General features: G+C 55.7%; 18 protein-coding genes. 8 read left to right on the top strand and 10 right to left on the bottom strand.

The window, feature by feature from the left end:
- Positions 1 to 9 precede the first annotated feature (9 nt).
- From ACRBCU_RS00150 to ACRBCU_RS00140, 3 genes are read left to right on the top strand one after another with little or no spacing between them, the layout of a single operon-like run.
- Positions 10 to 1,221 carry an acetyl-CoA C-acetyltransferase gene (locus ACRBCU_RS00150; protein ID WP_431363333.1) on the top strand — a complete coding sequence of 404 codons (1,212 nt, stop codon included), beginning with the start codon at positions 10 to 12 and terminating at the stop codon, positions 1,219 to 1,221.
- 28 nt (positions 1,222 to 1,249) lie between these two features.
- The gene (locus ACRBCU_RS00145) at positions 1,250 to 1,717 is read left to right on the top strand and encodes a hypothetical protein (RefSeq protein ID WP_431363332.1); all 468 of its coding nucleotides are present in this window, start codon (positions 1,250 to 1,252) and stop codon (positions 1,715 to 1,717) included.
- Between the two features lie 22 nt (positions 1,718 to 1,739).
- Positions 1,740 to 3,941, top strand: a complete 2,202-nt coding sequence (locus ACRBCU_RS00140; RefSeq protein WP_431363331.1) for a 3-hydroxyacyl-CoA dehydrogenase NAD-binding domain-containing protein — start codon at positions 1,740 to 1,742, stop codon at positions 3,939 to 3,941.
- A gap of 40 nt (positions 3,942 to 3,981) precedes the next feature.
- Here the strand turns inward: ACRBCU_RS00140 and ACRBCU_RS00135 are convergent, their stop codons facing one another.
- Together ACRBCU_RS00135 and ACRBCU_RS00130 are read right to left on the bottom strand one after the other, a co-directional pair.
- The gene (locus ACRBCU_RS00135) at positions 3,982 to 4,629 is read right to left on the bottom strand and encodes a sulfotransferase family 2 domain-containing protein (RefSeq protein WP_431363714.1); all 648 of its coding nucleotides are present in this window, start codon (positions 4,627 to 4,629) and stop codon (positions 3,982 to 3,984) included.
- Between the two features lie 79 nt (positions 4,630 to 4,708).
- Positions 4,709 to 5,608, bottom strand: coding sequence for a DMT family transporter (locus ACRBCU_RS00130; protein WP_431363330.1), 900 nt, complete (start codon positions 5,606 to 5,608; stop codon positions 4,709 to 4,711).
- Positions 5,609 to 5,685: 77 nt separating this feature from the next.
- Between ACRBCU_RS00130 and ACRBCU_RS00125 the strand changes: the two genes are divergently transcribed.
- From ACRBCU_RS00125 to ACRBCU_RS00105, 5 genes are all read left to right on the top strand, one after another.
- Positions 5,686 to 7,311, top strand: coding sequence for an AMP-binding protein (locus ACRBCU_RS00125; RefSeq protein WP_431363329.1), 1,626 nt, complete (start codon positions 5,686 to 5,688; stop codon positions 7,309 to 7,311).
- Positions 7,312 to 7,377: 66 nt separating this feature from the next.
- The gene (locus tag ACRBCU_RS00120) at positions 7,378 to 8,403 is read left to right on the top strand and encodes a hypothetical protein (protein WP_431363328.1); all 1,026 of its coding nucleotides are present in this window, start codon (positions 7,378 to 7,380) and stop codon (positions 8,401 to 8,403) included.
- 38 nt (positions 8,404 to 8,441) lie between these two features.
- Positions 8,442 to 8,813 carry a hypothetical protein gene (locus ACRBCU_RS00115; protein ID WP_431363327.1) on the top strand — a complete coding sequence of 124 codons (372 nt, stop codon included), beginning with the start codon at positions 8,442 to 8,444 and terminating at the stop codon, positions 8,811 to 8,813.
- Entirely contained in the window at positions 8,810 to 10,042 is a 1,233-nt protein-coding gene (locus tag ACRBCU_RS00110; protein WP_431363326.1) for a methyltransferase family protein, read from the top strand. The genes ACRBCU_RS00115 and ACRBCU_RS00110 overlap by 4 nt, the downstream gene beginning before the upstream one ends.
- Positions 10,039 to 11,382, top strand: coding sequence for a cytochrome P450 (locus ACRBCU_RS00105; protein ID WP_431363325.1), 1,344 nt, complete (start codon positions 10,039 to 10,041; stop codon positions 11,380 to 11,382). The genes ACRBCU_RS00110 and ACRBCU_RS00105 overlap by 4 nt, the downstream gene beginning before the upstream one ends.
- A gap of 109 nt (positions 11,383 to 11,491) precedes the next feature.
- Here the strand turns inward: ACRBCU_RS00105 and ACRBCU_RS00100 are convergent, their stop codons facing one another.
- The 8 genes from ACRBCU_RS00100 to ACRBCU_RS00065 form a co-directional block, all read right to left on the bottom strand.
- Positions 11,492 to 13,117: a hypothetical protein gene (locus ACRBCU_RS00100; protein ID WP_431363324.1), complete on the bottom strand. Its 1,626-nt coding sequence runs from the start codon at positions 13,115 to 13,117 to the stop codon at positions 11,492 to 11,494.
- A gap of 197 nt (positions 13,118 to 13,314) precedes the next feature.
- Positions 13,315 to 14,784, bottom strand: coding sequence for an SPOR domain-containing protein (locus ACRBCU_RS00095; RefSeq protein WP_431363323.1), 1,470 nt, complete (start codon positions 14,782 to 14,784; stop codon positions 13,315 to 13,317).
- 87 nt (positions 14,785 to 14,871) lie between these two features.
- Positions 14,872 to 15,504, bottom strand: a complete 633-nt coding sequence (gene upp, locus ACRBCU_RS00090) for a uracil phosphoribosyltransferase (protein ID WP_431363322.1) — start codon at positions 15,502 to 15,504, stop codon at positions 14,872 to 14,874.
- Positions 15,505 to 15,507: 3 nt separating this feature from the next.
- Positions 15,508 to 16,515 carry an adenosine deaminase gene (locus tag ACRBCU_RS00085; RefSeq protein ID WP_431363321.1) on the bottom strand — a complete coding sequence of 336 codons (1,008 nt, stop codon included), beginning with the start codon at positions 16,513 to 16,515 and terminating at the stop codon, positions 15,508 to 15,510.
- On the bottom strand, positions 16,512 to 17,690 hold the full coding sequence (locus ACRBCU_RS00080; protein WP_431363320.1) for a phosphopentomutase: 1,179 nt from the start codon (positions 17,688 to 17,690) through the stop codon (positions 16,512 to 16,514). Before ACRBCU_RS00080 ends, ACRBCU_RS00085 begins: the two co-directional genes overlap by 4 nt.
- On the bottom strand, positions 17,690 to 18,994 hold the full coding sequence (locus ACRBCU_RS00075; protein WP_431363319.1) for a thymidine phosphorylase: 1,305 nt from the start codon (positions 18,992 to 18,994) through the stop codon (positions 17,690 to 17,692). The genes ACRBCU_RS00080 and ACRBCU_RS00075 overlap by 1 nt, the downstream gene beginning before the upstream one ends.
- Positions 18,995 to 19,387 carry a cytidine deaminase gene (locus ACRBCU_RS00070; RefSeq protein WP_431363318.1) on the bottom strand — a complete coding sequence of 131 codons (393 nt, stop codon included), beginning with the start codon at positions 19,385 to 19,387 and terminating at the stop codon, positions 18,995 to 18,997.
- Positions 19,384 to 20,475 (bottom strand): cupin domain-containing protein, encoded by a 1,092-nt coding sequence (locus ACRBCU_RS00065; protein WP_431363317.1) that lies wholly within the window; start codon positions 20,473 to 20,475, stop codon positions 19,384 to 19,386. Before ACRBCU_RS00065 ends, ACRBCU_RS00070 begins: the two co-directional genes overlap by 4 nt.
- Positions 20,476 to 20,596 lie beyond the last annotated feature (121 nt).

Raw genomic sequence — 20,596 nt, 5'->3', positions numbered from 1 at the left:
GACCTATCAATGACCGAAGCATATATTTATGACGCGCTGCGCACGCCGCGTGGCAAGGGCCGCAAGGACGGTTCTTTGCATGAAGTCACCGCGCTGCGCCTGTCCGCGCAGACGCTGAACGCTGTGAAAGAGCGCAACAATCTGGAAGGTCACGCCGTTGAGGATGTGATCTGGGGCAACGTCACGCAGGTGATGGAGCAAGGCGGCTGTCTTGCGCGTTCTGCGGTTCTTGCCTCTGATCTGGACGAGCGTATTCCCGGCCTTGCGATCAACCGTTTCTGCGCCTCGGGCATGGAAGCTGTGAACCTCGCGGCGAACCAGGTCAAAGGCGGCGCAGGTGATGGTTATATCGCGGGCGGCGTTGAGATGATGGGCCGCGTTGCCATGGGCAGCGACGGTGCCGCGATTGCCGTTGATCCAAGCATTGCGATGGATCAGTACTTTGTTCCGCAGGGTATTTCTGCCGACATCATTGCGACCGAATACGGTTTCACCCGTGATGAAGCAGACGCGCTCGCGGTTGAATCCCAGCGCCGCGCCAAGGTTGCGTGGGATGAGGGGCGTTTCAGCAAATCCGTGATTGGTATCAAAGATCAGAACGGCATTCCGATCCTCGATCACGATGAATACATGCGCCCGCAGACGGATATGCAGAGCCTCGGTTCGCTGAACCCTGCGTTCCAAGCCATGGGCGAAGTCATGCCCGGTTTCGACAAAGTCGCGCTGATGAAGTACCCGCATCTTGAGAAAATTAACCACATTCACCACGCAGGTAACTCCTCTGGTATCGTGGATGGGTCTGCTGCGGTTCTGATTGGTAACAAAGAATTCGGCATTCGTCATGGTCTCAAGCCCCGTGCGAAAATCCGCGCGACAGCGAAGATCGGCACAGACCCGACCATCATGTTGACCGGCCCTGTTCCAGTGACCGAGAAAATCCTTGCGGACAACGGCATGAGCATTTCCGACATTGATCTCTTTGAGGTTAATGAGGCCTTTGCCTCTGTCGTCATGCGCTTCATGCAGGCGTTCGATGTGGATCACGACAAGGTCAATGTGAACGGCGGTTCCATCGCGATGGGTCACCCGCTGGGCGCAACCGGCGCGATCATTATCGGCACGCTTCTGGACGAGCTCGAGCGCACAGGCAAAGGCGTTGGCCTTGCCACGCTTTGCATCGCGTCCGGCATGGGCGCGGCGACAATCATCGAGCGCGTGTAAGGTCTTGAGCGGGCTCACTGACATAACGATGGATCCGTACCTTGTTGCGGATACGCTGGTTCAGCGCTCTGGCAATGCCATGAGCGAGGCCAGTTTCGACGCGCTGCGCAGGTGTTTTCATCTTCCCTATAAGTTTTCGACGTTCGAAAAAGAGCGGGTGATCACCAGTGAAGAAGAATTCAGGACATTGTTCGACGACGCTGTGGAAACGGCGCAGTTGGACAATATCACCGCCTGCATTCGCACCCTCGATACCGCCCATTTGTCTGAGCCCGACACAATCGTCGCCCTGCATTCAAGCCACTATTTCAGCGGCAGTCTACGCAAGGGCGAACCCGTCAATGTGCTTTCAACGATAACTTTTGAAAACAACGAATGGAGGGTGTCGGTAAGCAGTTACGCCATTCATCCGGCTTCGTTGCGGGCAAAAGCGTTGAATGGGCATCTGCGCTCTCAAGAGAACACCAACGCGCGCGCGGCGCGCGTTTCGAATTGAATCCGCTATCGGAGACGAGACTATGACTGATTTTACAATGATCAAAGACGGCGACGGGATCGCCACCATTACATGGGATGCCGTTGGCAAAACCATGAACGTGATGAACCAGCAGGGCTTCATCGATCTGGAGGCCCATATAGATGATGCGCTGGCTGATGAGGGCGTCAAAGGCATCATCATCACCTCTGGCAAGGCAGACAGCTTTGCGGGTGGTATGGATTTGAACGTGCTTGCAGACATGAAAGCGCAAGCGGGCGAGAACGCTGCGCAGGGTCTGTTTGAAGGCATCATGCAAATCCACACATTGCTGCGCAAAATTGAACGCGCAGGCATGGACCCCAAGACCAACAAAGGCGGCAAGCCGATTGCATCTGTGCTTCCGGGCACGGCCGTTGGTATCGGGCTTGAGCTGCCTTTAGCGACGCACCGTTCGTTCTGCGTGGACAATCCAAAGGCCAAAATCGGCCTGCCAGAAATCATGGTCGGCATTTTCCCCGGCGCAGGCGGCACAACACGTTTCGTGCGCAAAATGGGCGCGATGGCGGCCTCTCCGTTCTTGCTTGAGGGTAAACTCTTGGCCCCAGCCAAGGCCAAAGCTGCTGGCATGATCGACGAAGTATCCGCCGATCCTATGGCCGATGCACGCGCTTGGGTTCTCTCTGCCAAGGACGCGGACCTGCTGAAACCATGGGACGCGAAGGGTTACAAAATGCCCGGCGGAGCGCCCTATCACCCAGCTGGGTTCATGACCTTTGTTGGCGCGAGCGCTATGGTGAACGGTAAGACACAAGGTGCGTTTCCTGCAGCTAAGGCTCTGCTTTCAGCTGTTTATGAAGGTGCGCTTGTACCGTTCGACACGGCCCTCAAAATCGAAGCGCGTTGGTTCACCAATATCCTGATGAACCCATCATCCTCTGCGATGATCCGCTCGCTCTTCCTTAACAAGGAAGCGCTGGACAAAGGTGCTGTGCGCCCTGCTGGCGTACCTGATCAAAGCGTCAAAAAAATCGGCGTGTTGGGCGCTGGCATGATGGGCGCGGGCATCGCGCTGGTGTCGGCGCAGGCTGGCATGGAAGTCGTCTTGATCGACCAGAGCCAAGAGAGCGCGGACAAGGGCAAGGCCTATTCTGCATCCTATATGGACAAAGGCATCAAGCGCAAAAAGGCGACCGAAGAGAAGAAAGAGGCGCTGCTGTCCAAGATCACAGCAACGACTGATCTGAACGCACTGGAAGGCGCGGACCTGATCATCGAGGCTGTGTTTGAGGATCCAGCGGTCAAGGCGGATATCACTGCTAAGGTTGAGGCCGTGATCCCAGAGGATTGCATCTTTGCTTCCAACACCTCCACGCTGCCGATTTCCGATCTGGCCAAGGCGTCCAAACGCCCTGAGCAGTTCATCGGCATTCACTTCTTCTCACCTGTTGAGAAAATGTTGCTGGTCGAGATCATCAAAGGCGAGAAAACTGGTGATCGCGCGACGGCAAAAGCGCTCGATTATGTGCGCCAAATCCGCAAAACGCCGATCGTTGTGAACGATGCGCGTTTCTTCTACGCGAACCGTTGCATCATCCCCTACATCAACGAAGGTGTGCGTATGGTTGGCGAAGGCGTTGAGCCTGCGTTGGTGGACAACGCTGCGCGTCTGCTTGGTTTCCCTGTTGGTCCTTTGCAGCTCAACGATGAGACGTCTATCGATCTCGGAGTGAAGATTGCCAAAGCCACAAAAGCGGCGCTTGGCAATGCCTATGACGCGGGTGCAGCGGATGACGTTCTGTTCTACCTCTTCGATCAGGGCCGCATGGGTCGCAAGGCGAATGCGGGCTATTACGAGTACGACGAAAAAGGCAAACGCGTTGGCATCTGGGGCGGTCTGCGTGACAAGTTCCCTGTGTCCGAAGATCAGCCAACTCTCACTGACGTGCAACATCGTTTGATGTTCAGCCAGTGCCTTGAGGCTGTACGCGCGCTGGAAGAAGGCGTGCTCATGGACATCCGCGAAGGCGACGTTGGCGCAATCCTTGGCTGGGGCTTTGCGCCTTGGTCTGGTGGTCCGCTGTCATGGCTCGACATGCTCGGCTCTGCTTATGCGGCCGCGCGCTGCGACGAGCTGGAAGCGCAATTCGGCCAACGCTTTGCATGCCCACCGCTCTTGCGTGAAATGGCTGAAAAGAACCAAAGCTTCTACGGACGTTTCGGCGCAAAAGCCGACGCTGCTTAACACCTACTTGGGAGCAGGCACACCGCTTGCTCCCAAAGCCTTATTCAAAAGTGTAGCCAAACCGCGCTATATCATCAGCGCAGAGCGCACCGACAAATTCCGCCAAATCATCATCGTAGTATGAACGGTAATCATCCGCGCGTTCAGAGCGATTGACACGGCCAACCGTCAACTCAAACCCGAGATGGGCCTCAAGCGGTTTCAAATCTTGGCGCAAACATTCAATTCGCACATAGGCATCACAGCGCTCTCGGCCTGCCGCATCTGTCATATAATGCGCCGCCGGACTATTTCGAAACGCCGTAACCGTATCCACATGGCGCACAAATGGCTCGAACTCCAAGGTTTTGGCCAATTCAACAGCGGGGTGATCAAAGCCCTGCTCTCGCAGCCAATGATAATAACTAACAACACGATCCCAAGGATTGCGCACCAAGGTAAAACAAAACATTTCGGCCAGCTCATCTGCGCTGACAATTCCGTCAATATCGGCCAGAGTAGAATGCTTCCAAAGCCGCCCCGAAGGCGTCAAATTCGCAAGGCGTCGTTTTCGCTTTTGCGCTTTGGGGGTATCGCCAATGAGAATATCATCCTTCGCAGCGCGCCCTTCTAGCGCAAGCGTCAAGGCCGTACCGCCTGTCTTGGGAATGTGAACAAACACATAGTTGCGCGCCGAAGAGATAATCAATTGAACACCGCCCGCCTTCTTCTCTGGCAAAAATATCAACGCCGAAGGCAATATCTTTCGCAGAAAGATATTATCCCCCTCAAGGATCAGAGCGCAACGCGATTACGCTTCCAGCTACAGCAATCATCGCAATTCCAATCGCTTGGCTTATCGTCACGGCTTGCCCTAACAAAATATAGGCAAAGAGCGGACCGAAAATGAAAACCGAATACTCAAAGACCGCAACAAAGCTCGGCTCGCCGCTTTGATAGGCTCGGATCAAGAAGCCAACACCGATCAAAGACCCAACAGCTTGCACTCCAATCAATCCCCAAGTCAGCCCAACAGGCCAGACCAGTCCACGCAGCAAAAACCCCTCTGGACCATGCGGCGCGACAGGCTGCAATAGCGCCAAAAGGCCCAGAGCGCACAAACCGATCAAGCCTTGCAAACTGAACAACCCAGCCAACATCGCAATCGTGCTTTCATTTGCGCACAGCCTTTGCGTCGCAACGGATCCCATCGCATAGAACAGCCCGCCAAAGACCGGCAGAAAGTTAACCACGGTCAAAGCGCCATTCCCCGGCCCAAGCACCACGACAATGCCCGCAAATCCAAACATCACCGCGAAAATGCGCAACGCGCCCACCTTTTCGCCAAAGACGAAAACTGAAATGAGCAGAATGAAGATCGGCGCGGTGAACAATCCGGCGAGCGCCTGCGCTATTGGCATCACCGCCAGCGCTCCAAAATAAAACAGCATGCCAACCGCAATAAACCCGTTTCGCACCAGCACCGCCCATAACCGCAAGGGGCGCAGTGTGCCAAATCCCAAGAACGCAACCAAACCCAACAAAGGCAAGCCCATGCAGGCGCGCATAAACTGAAATTGCCAAAGACTCACATCGCGCGCGATCACAGCAACATAGTTGTCAATCAGCCCGATGATCAGCATCGCCAGCACCATGAAAGTCGCGGCTTGCCTAGGATGGTGCGTCATTGCTCTTTTCATCTTTCAAAAGTATTGCCAATTTGCAGATAGGATACGTCGTTAGTTTTGGGAGGATCGAACGCGGTATGGGATGGATGAAGGATGAAACCGGTTTAGACAAGCGCGCAGCCAACTTTCGCGCTCTCACACCACTATCGCACCTGCAACGTGCGGCTAAGGTCTTTACCAATAAAACCGCCGTCATTTATGGCGATCATCGTGTGAGCTACGGTCAGTATCATGAACGCTGCACGCGGCTTGCGTCTGGCCTCACCAAATTGGGCGTCGAGTCTGGCGATGTCGTTTCCACGTTGATCCCCAACCTACCAGCGCAAACAGAAGCGCACTTTGGCGTCCCTGCATGCGGCGCTATCCTGAACACGATCAACACACGGCTTGATACAGGCACCGTTGCCTATATTTTTGACCACGGCGAAGCCAAAGTGGTTCTAGTGGACACCCAGTTCCTCCCCCTTGCCGAGGCCGCGATCAATGCCCAAGACGGCGCAGCGACGATCATCGTAGAAGTGCCCGACGTGCAAGCAGGTTACCCCGCTACAGGCCGCCACATGACCTATGACGCTTTGATCGAAAGCGGTGATCCCGACTTTGAATGGATCATGCCCGAAGATGAATGGGAGAGCCTCGCGCTCAACTATACATCTGGCACGACTGGGCGCCCCAAAGGTGTCGTCTGCCACCATCGTGGAGCTTACCTTATGACGATGGGCACTGTTGTGAGTTGGCAGCTTACGCTCGCGCCAGTCTATCTTACCATCGTTCCACTGTTCCACTGCAATGGATGGAATCATACATGGCTGATGCCGATGCTCGGCGGCACTATCGTTTGCTGCCGCGACATCACAGCTAAGGCAATCTATGACGCAATTGCGGATGAGGGTGTTACGCATTTCGGCGGAGCGCCGATTGTCTTGAACACCCTCGTAAACTCAACACCAGAGGAACGCCGCGCCTTTGATCACACTGTCGAGGTCTTCACCGCAGGTGCCCCACCCGCCCCAGCGACGCTTGCCGCGATTGAACAGATGGGTTTTCATATCACGCAGGTCTACGGTTTGACGGAAACCTACGGCCATGTCACCGAATGCCTTTGGGATGGCGAAACTTGGGACGGGCTTGATCAAGCCTCCCGCGCCTCGATCAAGGCGCGCCAAGGCGTTGCTATGCCCATGATGGACGAAATCACAGTGATGGACGCCGATATGGCGCAAGTACCGATGGACGGAGCACACCAAGGCGAAATCATGATCCGCGGGAACTCGGTCATGAAGGGATATTTGAAAAACCCCGAAGCAACAGAAGAGTGCTTTGCCGGAGGATATTTCCATTCTGGCGATATCGCGGTGCAGCACCCTGACACGCATATCCAAATCGCCGATCGCGCCAAGGACATCATCATTTCAGGCGGCGAGAATATTTCCTCAGTTGAAGTCGAAGGCGCGCTTATGGCCCACCCTGCGGTTTCGCTCTGCGCAGTAGTCGCAAAACCCGATGAGAAGTGGGGCGAAGTGCCCTGCGCTTTTGTCGAACTGCTGCCAAACGCGCAAGTCACTGAACCAGAGCTTATCGCCTTTGCGCGCGAGAGCCTTGCAGGTTTCAAAACGCCCAAAGCCATCGTTTTCCAAGAATTGCCCAAGACCTCAACAGGCAAAATTCAGAAGTTTGAGCTTAGAAAAAGCCTGAAAAGTTAACCACGTTGCCTGCCTTAGCCGGGACATGTTACAATGCCTGTAAAAGAGGCAAAGCAGGCCCGCTAAATGACAGCGCTAACCAAATACGATCGGCTTGAAGCTGCGGGCCTATGGCGCGCGGCCCCTGATCAACAGCGCGTGGATGTGATCGTCAGCATCGGCGATGCGACCCTGACGATCAAAGATATGCGCGATCAAGCGCTTGCGCATTGGTCCTTGGCCGCTATCGCACGCTCCAACCCCGGCAAGCGTCCTGCGGTGTTTCACCCTGAGGGCGATCCAAGTGAAACCTTGGAAATTGCTGCAAACGAAGATGAAATGATCCGCGCGATCGAGAAATTGCGCAAAGCGGTCGAGCGCGCGCGCCCGCGCAAGGGACGTCTGCGGGGTTTCCTGACGCTTGGCACCCTCGCCGCCGCGCTCGCAGCGGCTGTGGTCTTGCTACCTAACGCACTTGTGGAACAGGCGCTGAAGGTTGTTCCAAACGTCAAACGCGCGGAAATTGGCAACGCGTTGCTTACGCAAATGCAGGGTGCAACAAGCCTGCCGTGCGATGGACAAGGAGCGAAGACCTCGCTTGTAGAGCTAACCCAACGCCTTACTCTCGAAGATAACCCCACCTACCTCGCCGTTATGCGCGCAGGTGTTACAGACGCAGTACATCTACCCGGCGGGGTTATCCTGCTGAGCCGCACCTTGGTTGAAGACTACGAAAGCCCAGATGTCGTTGCGGGCTATGTGATTGCAGAGCAGGTTCGCCGCAAGGCGCGTGATCCATTACGTCATATGCTCGAAAGCGCTGGCACCCTTGCGACATTGCAACTTCTGACGACCAGCAAACTGCCCAGCTCCGCAATCAAAGCGCATGCCAAGCAGCTTTTGACCGAAACCCCTGCCCCCATCAAAATAGAACCTTTGCTCGCGCAATTTGCGCAGCAAGGTGTGCCAAGCGCGCCCTATGGTTATGCGATTGACGTGACAGGTGAGACGACTCTGGCGATTATCGAAGGTGCACCGCTCGCAGGGAATGCCGCTCGCCCGGTCCTGCCCGATGGCGCATGGGTCCGCCTTCAGACGATTTGCGAGGGCTGACGCACGATGGGCGTCCTTGGCCAAAGGCCCCGCCACGCATGAATAGCATTCGCCCCAACTGCATCGCCTTTCTTTCCCTGATAGGAATTGGGCTATTCATTTGGCGCGCGATGCAAGCAATCTACGATCTCTTGGGCGGTGACGAGACGGGGTTTCTTGTCTTCCCTCTTGCCGTCATTCTGCCCGCCTTGGCGTTCGGCTTTTTGACGACCCGCCGCGACATGCGCTCACAAGAAGGCGCGCTGATGCAGCTCGGCGCGATGCTGCAACTTCTCCTCATTGTCGCGATCCCAAACCATGCACTGCTGCTGACACTTGGGTTTCCAGTCGTCTTTTTGTGCGTCGAACTTTTCGAAACCAAAGCCCCAAACGCGCTGCGCACAACGATCAAACGCATGGTGCTAAGGTGATCAACCTCGCGCTGCCTGAGCCCTTGATGCTGGCCCTACGATGGGCGCTTTTGCTGGGCCCATTGGCACTGGTGTTATTCATGGTCCGCTATCGCGAATTGCCGCGCCGCACGCAAGTTGCGGGCCTATTCGCTTTTCTCTACGGCATTTCGATGGTGTTTGTGACGCATTCTATCGCTCTCTATTTTGATTGGTGGCACTACGGTTGGGACGCTTTGATGCTCAACGGATTGCCTGCAGATATTATGGTCGGCGGCGCAGTTTTATTCGGCCCTGGCCTATATTTCACCTTTCCCCGCACCGCCCCTTTGATGATTTGCCTGCCAATCATCATCGGTCTGCATGGCACTGTTTTCAGCTCGCTAGAACCTTTGGTAATTGCAGGGCCAAACTGGTTCCTAGGTGTGCTCTTTGTCTTTGCAACCGCACATATCCCAGCAATCTATCTGGCAAAATGGACCGAAGAGGATCGCTACCTACCCCTGCGCTGCGCGCTGCTGGCGATCATGACGGGCGGGCTCATCTTTGCAATCTTGCCTGCCCTCATTATGCAAGAAATGGGCGGCACGTGGGACCTTCTGTCCAAACCCTTCTGGAGCTACGCCCTGACCCTGCCCTTACTCACACTCACCTCTGTGATCGGCCTATCGGCAAACCAAGTGCTCTGCCTGCAAGGCAAAGGAACACCCATCCCGCTCGATCCGACCAAACGTCTAGTGCGGACAGGGATTTACGCCTATGTCTCAAACCCAATGCAACTCTCTGCCGCGCTATCATGGCTCGTGCTTGGTCTGTTCTTGCAAAACATCTGGATCATGGGCGCGGCCCTGATGGCATGGGTCTTTGTGCAGGGCATGGTGCGCTGGCATCACCGCCATGACCTTTTGAAACGCTTCCCAAAGGGCTGGCCAAACTACAAAGAAAACGTGCCCGAATGGATCCCACGCTGGACACCGTGGACACCAAACACGGCAACACTTCATCTAGCAACAGATCACCGCGCGTTGCGCCGATTGCTGCGCGGTGCCAAGGGGTTAACCGTTCAGCAAACAGAGCAGCTTTCCCACTATGAAAATCCCGACGACGTCACCGCATATTCTGGCACCGCTGCTTGCCTGATGGCCCTGACCCATATCAACTTTGCATGGACGGTATTTGCCTACACCGCATTGATCCCGCTGCTGGGTCTTGCTTATCTCGCACAAGCCCTAAGATCACGGATGCCATGACCCTCCCACGTATAGTCCAATCTCAACCTACGCCCTATCTGCTTGGGCTGGACCATTTGGCGCAAATCAAACGGGATCAACTGCAATTCTACGCCCGTATGCGCGCCAAACACGGAGATGTTGTTCGCCTGCGACTAGGGCCATACCGCTCTCATCTCTTGTTTCATCCCGCCCATATAGAAGAGCTGCTAACTCGCAAATGGGACGCCTTTATTCGCTTTGAAAAACTGACCGATGTCGTGCGGCAATGGAATGGAGATAGCGTTCTTCTCGCTGAGGGTGATGAATGGCGCGCGCGCCGCAGGAAAGTGATGCCCGCCTTCCAAACCAAGCGCTTGCCACACTATGGGCAAATGGCGGTCGAACAAGCTGAACGCTTGGGCAAATCCATCGCAGCGCGCGCGGGCACGACAGGTGTTCAAATTGATACCGATGCAAGCATGGCGCATCTCACCCTTGATATCGCGATGCGCACTCTGTTTGGCGCTCCACCCTGCCCGAATGGCAACGAAGTCGAGCGCGCGATCCAAGTGCTCTCCAGTACCGCCTTTCGCGAATCCACATCGCCCGCAACCCTGCCTGATTGGCTCCCTCTTAAGGCAAAGCGCGACAAACGCTGGGCAATGAAAGTCATGGACGATCTGGTGTCAGGCTTGGTTCACCTGCGAATGAAGCGCGGCGAAAGCGGTGATCAGGACGATCTGCTGGCAAGCTTGATCGCGCAACATAACGGAATTTTCACCGACACACGAAACGATGTGATGAGCCTGCTTATCGCCGGACACGAGACTTCTGGCGCGCTTCTGGGGTGGCTCTTTGCCTGCCTCGCGCGCGAACCTCATTGGCTGGAAAAGGTCCAAACAGAATTAGGCACAGCGCTGGAGGGGCGTATGCCCAGCGCCGCCGATATCGTTCACCTGCCCATTCTGCGCGCGGTGATTGACGAAACGCTGCGTCTGTTTCCGCCAGCTTACACTTTGTTCTTGCGACAAGCGAGCAAACCCGTCGACATTTTGGATGTCTCGCTAAAGCGCGGCGATTTGGTGCAGATCATTCCCTATATGACACAGCGCGACGAACGGTTTTTTGAAAACCCTGATCGCTTTGATCCAACCCGTTTTCTGGGCGATCAAACGTGGCCCAAGTACGCCTACATTCCCTTCGGCGCTGGTCCGCGGGTGTGCATTGGTCAGAACTTTGGATTGATGGAAACCTGCCTCGTGGCCGCAACGCTCCTGAGCTACATTACGCCCGCACCGATGGCCCGTATTCCCGATACCCACCCGCAATTTTCGCTGCGCCCCAGGGACGGATTGAACATGATCTGGCACGCCGTCTAAATGACGAGGCCGCTGTGAATAAAATTTGCCAATCATTGAACGACAAAGAGACCGTGCTTTTCAATCACGGTCTCTTCTCACTCATTTACCTGAATAGACGTGAGCTGCGCTAAACCACATCCAAATCGTTGCTCAGCTGCGCAATCGTGGCGTTTTCGACCGTAAGCGTATCGCCGCTGCCAAAATCAAACACGACATCTGCATCAACTTGAGTTGCAAAGCTGAAGGCAGTTTGTCCGCCAGTGAAGGTGAAATTGTCGATCTGGATCAGATCAACATCATCCTCAAAGTCCTTGATCGTGTCGCTGTCTTCACCATGATCAAAGTGGAAAATATCAGCGCCGCCACCTCCAAACAAAATGTCATCGCCTTTGCCGCCATCAAAACGATCTGCGCCTTTACCGCCATAAAGCTTGTCCGCACCGCCGCCGCCGTAAAGCTTGTCGTCGTTATCGCCGCCATACAGCTTGTCCTTGCCATCGCGACCATAAAGCGAATCTTCACCGCCATAAGACCTCAGCGTGTTCTTCCCGTCCGTGCCCGAAATATCATCGGCACCGTTCTTGGACCCTTTGGCGCTTTCAAAGTTGGTGATTGTATCACCATCAGCCCATGATCCGGAAACAGCATCGCTTCGCAGATCAATCGTAACGCCGCCTGTGCTGTCGTAATAGCTGATGGTGTCTTTGCCATTTCCACCAAAAAAGCTTTCGTCACCTCCGCCAGCTTTGACGAAATCTTTGCCCTTACCGAGGTAGATTTCATTGGCACCATTTCCGCCGTAAACAGAATCGTTGCCGTCGCCAGCATCAATCGTATCAGCCCCGCCCTTGCCTTCGATAACATTCGCACCCGCTGTGCCAGTCAACGTATCGCCAAAGGCCGTCCCGATGACGTTTTCGATCTCCGCCCCATAAGCGATGACAAAATCATCTGTGTTGAAAACCGTATTGAACGCGCCTTCAGTCAGATCAAAATCAATCCCCGCACCCAGGCCATTCAGATCAATAGTGTCCTCACCCGCGCCATCCCAAAGCGCGCGCGGACCGTCTGCCAAGAACGCAGCAACATCGATCACAGTATCGCCCGCGTTATAGCTGTGATTGGCACCGTAGAGATACTGGATGGTCAGCATATCATAGAGCATCAAAGACGCAGGATTGACGCCGCTGGGATAGTACTCTGTGTAGGACATGACAGTGTATTTGTCGCTGTCAGTTCCCACAGGAACAAGGATGTCTTCGAATGGATGCTCGACACCCAACGCATGTGCGATCTCATGCAGCAAAGTGGTGTAAGATGAATCCCCCACATTAGCTTCATCATAGCCGCTTGCAGTGTTCGTCAGATAAACATTCGAGTTAGTGGTCCAAGCGTACTGCGGATAGTAAGAATAGCTAGAGTAGGCAACACCAGCCGTAAAAGACGATCCACTACTCGGCAGTGCGGCGGTGCCAAAATTCATATCCCCCAAGCCAGCGCCAACCAGATTAAAGGTTACGTTCGCTACATCCGAAAAATGCTGTAACGCCGTCAACGTATTCGCCTGAAGCCCCGCATCCATCGCGACAAAACCGCCGACGCCATTCGTTCCAGCCGACAAAAAACTATAATCCAGAGAAACACCTACGCCCAGCTCGTTGGCGGTTTGCCACGACAAGACTGGCGAGGAGAGACCGCTCACAGTAGTCAGCAAGCCATCAATACGTGCGTCGCCTGAAAGTTCTTTTGTCATACTTAAACTCCATCAATTTCACGCAAACACTAACCGCGAATTGAGAATTTAATAAGGTCTGGATACGGCAACTCAGCGAAAGTTCGCCTTAAACGAGCATACCTACCAACGCCGCACGCGAACATCAGTCACAGGTATCGACAAAACGAAAGGGCCCCGCCAGTCGGCGAGGCCCATAATCACTTGAAACGGCTTGCTTAGTTTCGTGCAAATGCGTCACGGAAACCCGCATTGCGTACGGCTGTCACCGCACCGTTCGTATGAGCCGCAGATGCAAATGGCCCCGCAAGAACGATGCGCATTTGTTTGCCGCCGCGGTTGAATTTACCGATGCGTACGGGCAAGCCCATTCGCTGGATACGCGAGGCCGTGCTTTGTGCGTTGCTTGCAACGCTAAACGTGCCCACTTGAACGAACCGCTTTCCTGCGGCTGGCGACGGTTTGCGCGGCGTTGTCGAACGCGTTGAGACCCGCGTTTGCTGACGCTGCACTGTCGCAGTCTTGCGGACAACGCGTTTAGCAGCCGTGCCTTTGGACGAAATCACGCGCGTTTGCGTTTGAACATTTTGACCAAGGGCCGCCGCTTGCTGTGCAAGAGAAGTGTAGGGGTAACGCAAGCCCGGGAAGGAACGCGTTACATCACGTCCAGTACTGCGTACAATCAAACGGCGCGGCACGGTTTGTGTCCAGATCACTTCCGTCTTTGCTTTACCAGCCAAGGTTTGATGCGCGCGGCGCGGGTTCAAACGATCGTCCGTCCACGCATCACGATAGCCACTTGGCGTAGGGCTCACAACGGCCGCAGCTCGCTGATTTTCGTAGACATGGCGCGGCACAATACGAGCATTCGGGTTTACATTTGTCAGAACCTGACCTGTCACAGAACGGAAGGTTCCGCCCCGCGCATCCCCTGCACGTGTCGTAACGATGGGACCACTTTGTGGACCACAGCGCACGGCAACGCCGCGCCCGCCAATATAACGCTGGCTCACAGCTGATGCACCACGGCAGTTCTGCGTGCCTGCGACTTGGCGTTGCACGTTGCTCGTCGCAACGCGGCGCGTTGTCTGAACCACAGGCTGTTGCGGCGCGATACGAATGACGCGTGGTTGCGCCTGTGGCCGAGCGACAGGAATGCGCGCTGTGTGCATACGCGGCGGTGCCTGAACACCGCTTGGCTGGGGAATGTTCACGCGTTTGATCTTAGGAGCCGCGCGCTTAACGACGGGCTTGGAGGCCACTGTGCGCACAGGCTTAGGAGCCAAAACGCTGGCAACTGTCGCGCGTGCAGGGCGCACTGCCGTTCTCGTGCTCGGTGCTGGCGCAGGCGATTTTGGTGCCGTGACGTTGGTGCCGATTTGCACGGGCTCCGCAGGTTTCGGTGCAGCAGCGACTGCCGTTGCCCCGCCAGAGCGGATGCTAGGCGACAATCCGCAAACCACTTTGCGCGACCGCGACACACGCGGAACCCAATTGGTGTTGCCATCAACACCAGCGCGAATGTAGACGCAGCCTTTGCTATCTACATATTGGTTCCCTTTGAACGACGCAGGCGGAGTTTCCGCTGGGCCAGCATCACGTGCCAGCGACTGCGCGCTCACATCAGAATAGGTAAATGCGCAAGTTGCCGCCAAAATCGACAATGCGACGAATCGTTTAACGTTCATTTTCTGCCCCCACAGATGAACTTCAAGTTTGCCTTAGTTTCGACACAGTGTCTAGCGCACCCGCGCGCTAAGTCCTGATAATACCACCTATTTAGTGCCAAACATGCGATCACCCGCATCCCCTAGACCCGGCATGATGTATCCGACTTCGTTCAGCTTCTCGTCCAATGCAGCTGTAACGATAGGAACGTCGGGGTGCGCTTCCTTCATACGTGCAACGCCCTCTGGCGCAGCCAGCAGGCAAAGGAATCGAATATTCTTGGCACCCGCCTCTTTCAAAAGATCAATCGCCGCCGCAGAAGAGTTCCCTGTCGCCAGCATTGGATCAACAGCAATCACCAAGCGATCCTCAAGCGCATCGGGCGCTTTAAAGTAATATTGCACAGGCTGAAGCGTCTCTTCATCGCGGTACAAGCCCACAAAACCAACTCGTGCAGAGGGGATCAGTTCAAGCACCCCATCCAACAGGCCATTTCCTGCGCGCAAGATCGAAATGAGCGCCAATTTCTTCCCATCCAACGTCGGCGCATCCATCTGCGTCATCGGCGTTTCAATACGCTTTGTCGTCATCGGCAACCCGCGCGTCACCTCATAGGCCAACAACTGGCTGATTTCGCGCAGCAATTGGCGAAACACCGCCGTCGACGTAGTTTTTTCACGCATCAGCGTGAGTTTATGTTGCACCAACGGGTGATCGACGACGGTCAAATGCTCTGACATGGTTTATGCCTCCAACTTCTTAAGAATTTCTGTGCGAGTCTCTTCATCGCAGAACGCGGCCTTGGCAGAGGCTTTGGCGATCTCGGTAAACACACCTTGGTCCCAACCAAACGTGCTGGCAAGGTTGCGATATTCATCGCGCATACTTGTGTGGAAAAACGGGGGATCATCGGTCGAGATGGTCACAGGCACGCCCGCGCGGCGCAGCACATCAATCGGATGGCTTTTCCAGTCGGGATAAACCCCAAGCACCACGTTAGAGCCGGGGCAGACTTCTAGCACCACGCCCTTTTCGGCCAATTCATCCACCAACGCTGCATCTTCACAGGCGCGCACACCATGCCCGATCCGCTCGACCCCGAGATCCGCCACCGCGTCGCGCACTTCTTGAGGGCCACGCCACTCGCCCGCGTGGGTGGTCAGGCGCAAACCCGCCTCTCGCGCCATGTCGAAACTATAGGTAAAATCGCGCTGACTGCCCTGATTTTCATCGCCGCCCATTCCGAAACCAGTGATGAACTCCCCCGCCGTTTCAGCAGCACAGAGCGCGGCTGTTTTGGCTTGCTCAGGACCGAAGTGGCGAATGCAGGTCACAATCCCGCGCGAAACGATGCCAAAATCGCGCTCCGCTTCCTGCGCCGCTTCATTCATCGCAGCCAGATAATCGCGCCACGCGCCCACATCGCCGCCACCGCAAAAATCAGGGCTGACAAAGCTTTCCATATAGATGACGCCATTGCTGGCCGCTTCCTCCAGTATCGCAAGGCCAAGGCGTTTGAAATCTTCAGGGCTTTGCAAAACCGTTGTCGCCGCCTCATAAACGCTAAGGAAATGAACAAAATCCTTAAACGCATAAGAGCCATCGGCGTTGAACACTTTCGAAATATCGACGTTCTTTTCCTGCGCCAAACCACGGATGAACGCGGGCGGCGCAGCGCCTTCGTAATGCGTGTGCAATTCGACCTTGGGCAGCTCTAGAATGCCCGCCAACTCTTCGCTCATCTCGCTCATAGAAAACTCCTTCCGGTGCCGTTTGATCGGGCACCCAAATGCGCGGCAATAGAAGCCGCAACATCGCAAAATCCGCAAATCCCGATCTCGCCAGCAGGCCCGCCATAAACAAGCACGGGCACTTGCTCGCGCGTGTGGTCCGTTCCGGGCCAGCTAGGATCATTGCCATGATCAGCGGTCAAGATCAGCAGATCACCTTCGCCAAGACGCGGCAAAAACTGCCCCAGCCAAAGATCAAACCGCTCCAGCGCTGCGCCATACCCCGCCACATCGCGGCGATGACCATAATCAGTGTCAAACTCGACCAGATTGGCAAAGATGAAATCGCCCTGCTCTGCGCTTTGTGTCAATCCATCCAGCGCGGCCATCAATTCGATGTCAGTCCCCTTCACGGAGGTATCAATTCCCGTCATCGAGAATATATCACCGATTTTGCCAACGCCGTGCACACGCCCGCCCGCCTCTTGGACCCAGTTGGTTAAAACAGGTTCTGGCGGCGTAATCGCATAATCGCGGCGGTTCTTGGTGCGCTTAAAGTCGGAGCGATCAGACCCCACAAACGGGCGCGCAATCACGCGCCCAACCCGCATTTCATGCAGCATCGGAGCAACATCACGACACATCTGCAATAGCCGCTCGAGACCAAACACCTCTTCGTGCGCCGCGATCTGCAACACACTATCGGCAGAGGTATAGCAAATCGGATACCCTGAACGTAGGTGCTCTTCACCGAAATCATCAATAACTTTGATGCCATTGGAATGTGCATTGCACAGGATTTTGTCTGTTCCCGCCGCGCGGCAAAGCGCTTGGGTGACGCGATCGGGAAACGCAGGTTGCGCATCCGGAAAATAGGTCCACTCCCAAGGCACAGGCAGCCCCGCAAGTTCCCAATGCCCCGATGGCGTGTCCTTACCGCGCGATATTTCGCGGGCAACGCCCCAACGCCCAGACGGAACCGCATCCAATCCGGGCGTCTCTATCCCTGTTGACAGGCGCACAGCCGCCCCAAGCCCCAGCGCATCCATGTTCGGTACATTCAACCCACGCTGCGCAATGATATGCCCCAGCGTGTTTGCACCTGTATCTGGCAAATCCCCGTTGAAAAACGCGCCTGCATCTGGCGCACCGCCGCAACCAACACTGTCCAAGACGATAAGAAATGCGCGCGCCATCAACCAATCACCTCACGCTCAAGAACGCGCTTACTCGGCGCTGTTGGAGAAATCACAATCGCGTCTCGCACCGCCTGCGCTGCGCGATCCGCTTGGCTCTCGCGCGCGCTATGCACACGCGCAATTGCCTGCCCCCGAGAAACCCGCGTGCCCAAGGTGACAACCTCAGAAAGGCCGACCGCCGGATTTACAAGGTCGCTCTCGACTTGCCGCCCTCCGCCTAGATCAACCACAGCCAGCCCCAAGACTTCCCCGTTAATCGCGCTGACAAACCCGTCGCTTTGCGCTGTCACCTCGCGAATGACGGGCGCTTCGGGCAAGTATCGTTCGGGGTTCTCAACAAAGCCGAGCGGCCCCCCCATAGCAGCGATCATCTTGCCAAATCGTTCTGCCGCTGCGCCGCTGGCAATTGCATTGCTCAACGCTTCGCGTGCGCCGTCTTTGCTTGCGGCTTGCCCTGCGCTGAACAGCAACTGCGTGCCAAGCGCCAGCGTCAATTCATACAAAGGCCCGCGCGCTGCGCCGCGCAGCACTTTCATCACCTCCGCCACTTCCAGCGCATTTCCAAGCGCAGGCGCAAGCGGTGCATTCATATCCGTGATCAACGCGCTGGTCGGGCACCCCGCGAGATTGGCCGTTTCAACCAAAGCCGATGCCAAAGCGCGCGCCGCGTCAATTTCCTTCATGAACGCGCCAGAGCCCACTTTGACGTCGAGCACCAATCCATCAAGCCCCGCCGCCAGCTTTTTCGACAGGATCGACGCTGTGATCAGATCAAGGCTTTCAACGGTCGCCGTTACATCGCGGATCGCATAAAGCCGTTTGTCCGCAGGGGCGATATCGGCGCTCGCACTCACAATTGCGCAACCTGCGGTCTCGACAATCTGATGAAAGCGCGCCTCGTCAACTTTGGTGGAAAGGCCGGAAATGCTCTCCATCTTATCAAGCGTGCCGCCCGTATGCCCAAGCCCGCGCCCCGAAATCATCGGAACAAATGCCCCACATGCCGCCAGCGCAGGCGCAAGAATAAGACTGACGCAATCGCCCACGCCGCCGGTTGAGTGCTTGTCAAGCACAGGTCCATCCAAATCCCAGCGTAACGTCTTGCCACTGTCGCGCATCGCAATGGTCAATTGCGCACGCCCCTCGCGATCAAGACCGCGCAAACATACCGCCATCGCAAACGCACCAGCCTGCGCATCGCTCACTCCATGATCAGCAAGCCCATGCGCGAACCACGTTAGCGCCTCTGGTTCAATCCCTTCGCCGCGCCGCAGCGCCGCTATGATCGCGCGCGCATCCAACTAGGAGCCGTCCATAAAGCTTGCGTCAAACGCACCGGGCAAAAGCTCTGCAACGCGCATTTGCTTTTCAACGCCGCCGGTTGTCGCGAGCGTTACAACCACATCACCGCTTGCGAATTCTGCGATCTTTTGACGGCACCCGCCACAGGGCGGAACAGGTGCAGGGCTTTGCGCGATGACGTAGACTTCTGCGATCTCCCGCTCACCCGCAGCGCACATCGCAGCGATTGCACCAGCCTCGGCGCAAGTTCCCTCTGGATAGGCGACGTTTTCAACGTTGCAGCCCTGAAACACCGCGCCCGTACTGGTCCGTATGGCAGCGCCAACCTTAAAGTTTGAATAAGGCGCATGTGCGTTTTCCCGCACTTCGCGCGCCGCGTCTTTCAGGGTCATTCAGGCACTCCCGTCCACGTCTTGAAGGCTCCGGGCAATGAGACCTCGAGCAATTCCAAATCTTCTGACGCATCCGAATAGCGCGTCATCATCGAGGGCGGTATCACAAAGGCATCTCCTGCCTGCAAATATTGCGGATCGCGCCCCTCGCCTTCTAACGTCATGGTTCCGTCCATGACAAATGTGAAGTGAATATCACTGTCATGCGCCGCCCATTCGGGCGCACCTTCCGAACGTTTAACAACATGAACCCCCGCAACATCGCGCGTGTTCTTTGCGATCAAAGTATCGCGACTTGTGAATCCTTTAAGACGGAATTCCTGCCACTCCGCATCCTCCGCCTTGTGGTGAACAAACCGCTGCCCTTGAAACTCCCGTTCAGGATTTACCACCCCGTTCGGAAGCTCCATCTGGTGATCAATCGTAGTGATATGTTCGGCTGGCACCCCGATCTCAATCACCTCAATATTGTCAGAGGCAAACAAAACGCGATGGCGAATTTCAGGCGGCTGGATCACACAGTTGCCAGCATATAAACGGAACGGCTCGCCTTGATCTTCATAGACCAAATCGACCCAACCACGATAACAAAAGATAAGCTGAAACCCGACCGTATGATAATGAACCATGTCAGGCACAGGACCGCCGTCGGGAATGCGGATATGGCTGGCAATGATGGACCCACCAAGGCGATCTGGGATCAAATCGCGGTAATGCATGCCCGCGCGCCCGACGACCCACGGCGCTTGATCCGCAAGGCGACGTACAACAAAGGAATGCAGGGTTTGGGGCAAAACCAAAGGCGGGTTCATCTCGCTGATCTCAACCAGTGTTCCGCCGGGTGCCACTTGCTCGCCGACGCCGCCCAAGTCATCTGGATCGCCGCAGCGCAAACACAACCGAACAGGGCTTGCCTCACTTTGTTGATCCAAACGCAAAGACACGCCAAAGCCTGAAAAAACAGCAACCTGCGGATCATCCGCAGGATAGATCGAGTCCATCTGAAAGCCGAGCGTCTTGGTGAAAAATGCAATGTCAGCCCGAATGTCGCTGGTCGGTCCACAAACCTCTGCCTTTATATGTGACATTCGTTCTCCTTGCCGCCGATTCTGTATCGGCTTTCTGAGCAGAGTGACAACGGGCAACGTCATTTGCAAGATATCAACGAAACTGCATCAAACCGACGTGGCGTATCCACTTGGCTTGGGA

The sequence above is a fragment of the Planktotalea sp. genome, from assembly GCF_050633725.1.
Classification (GTDB): Bacteria; Pseudomonadota; Alphaproteobacteria; order Rhodobacterales; family Rhodobacteraceae; genus Planktotalea.
This window is presented reverse-complemented; position numbering and strand designations above follow the sequence as displayed.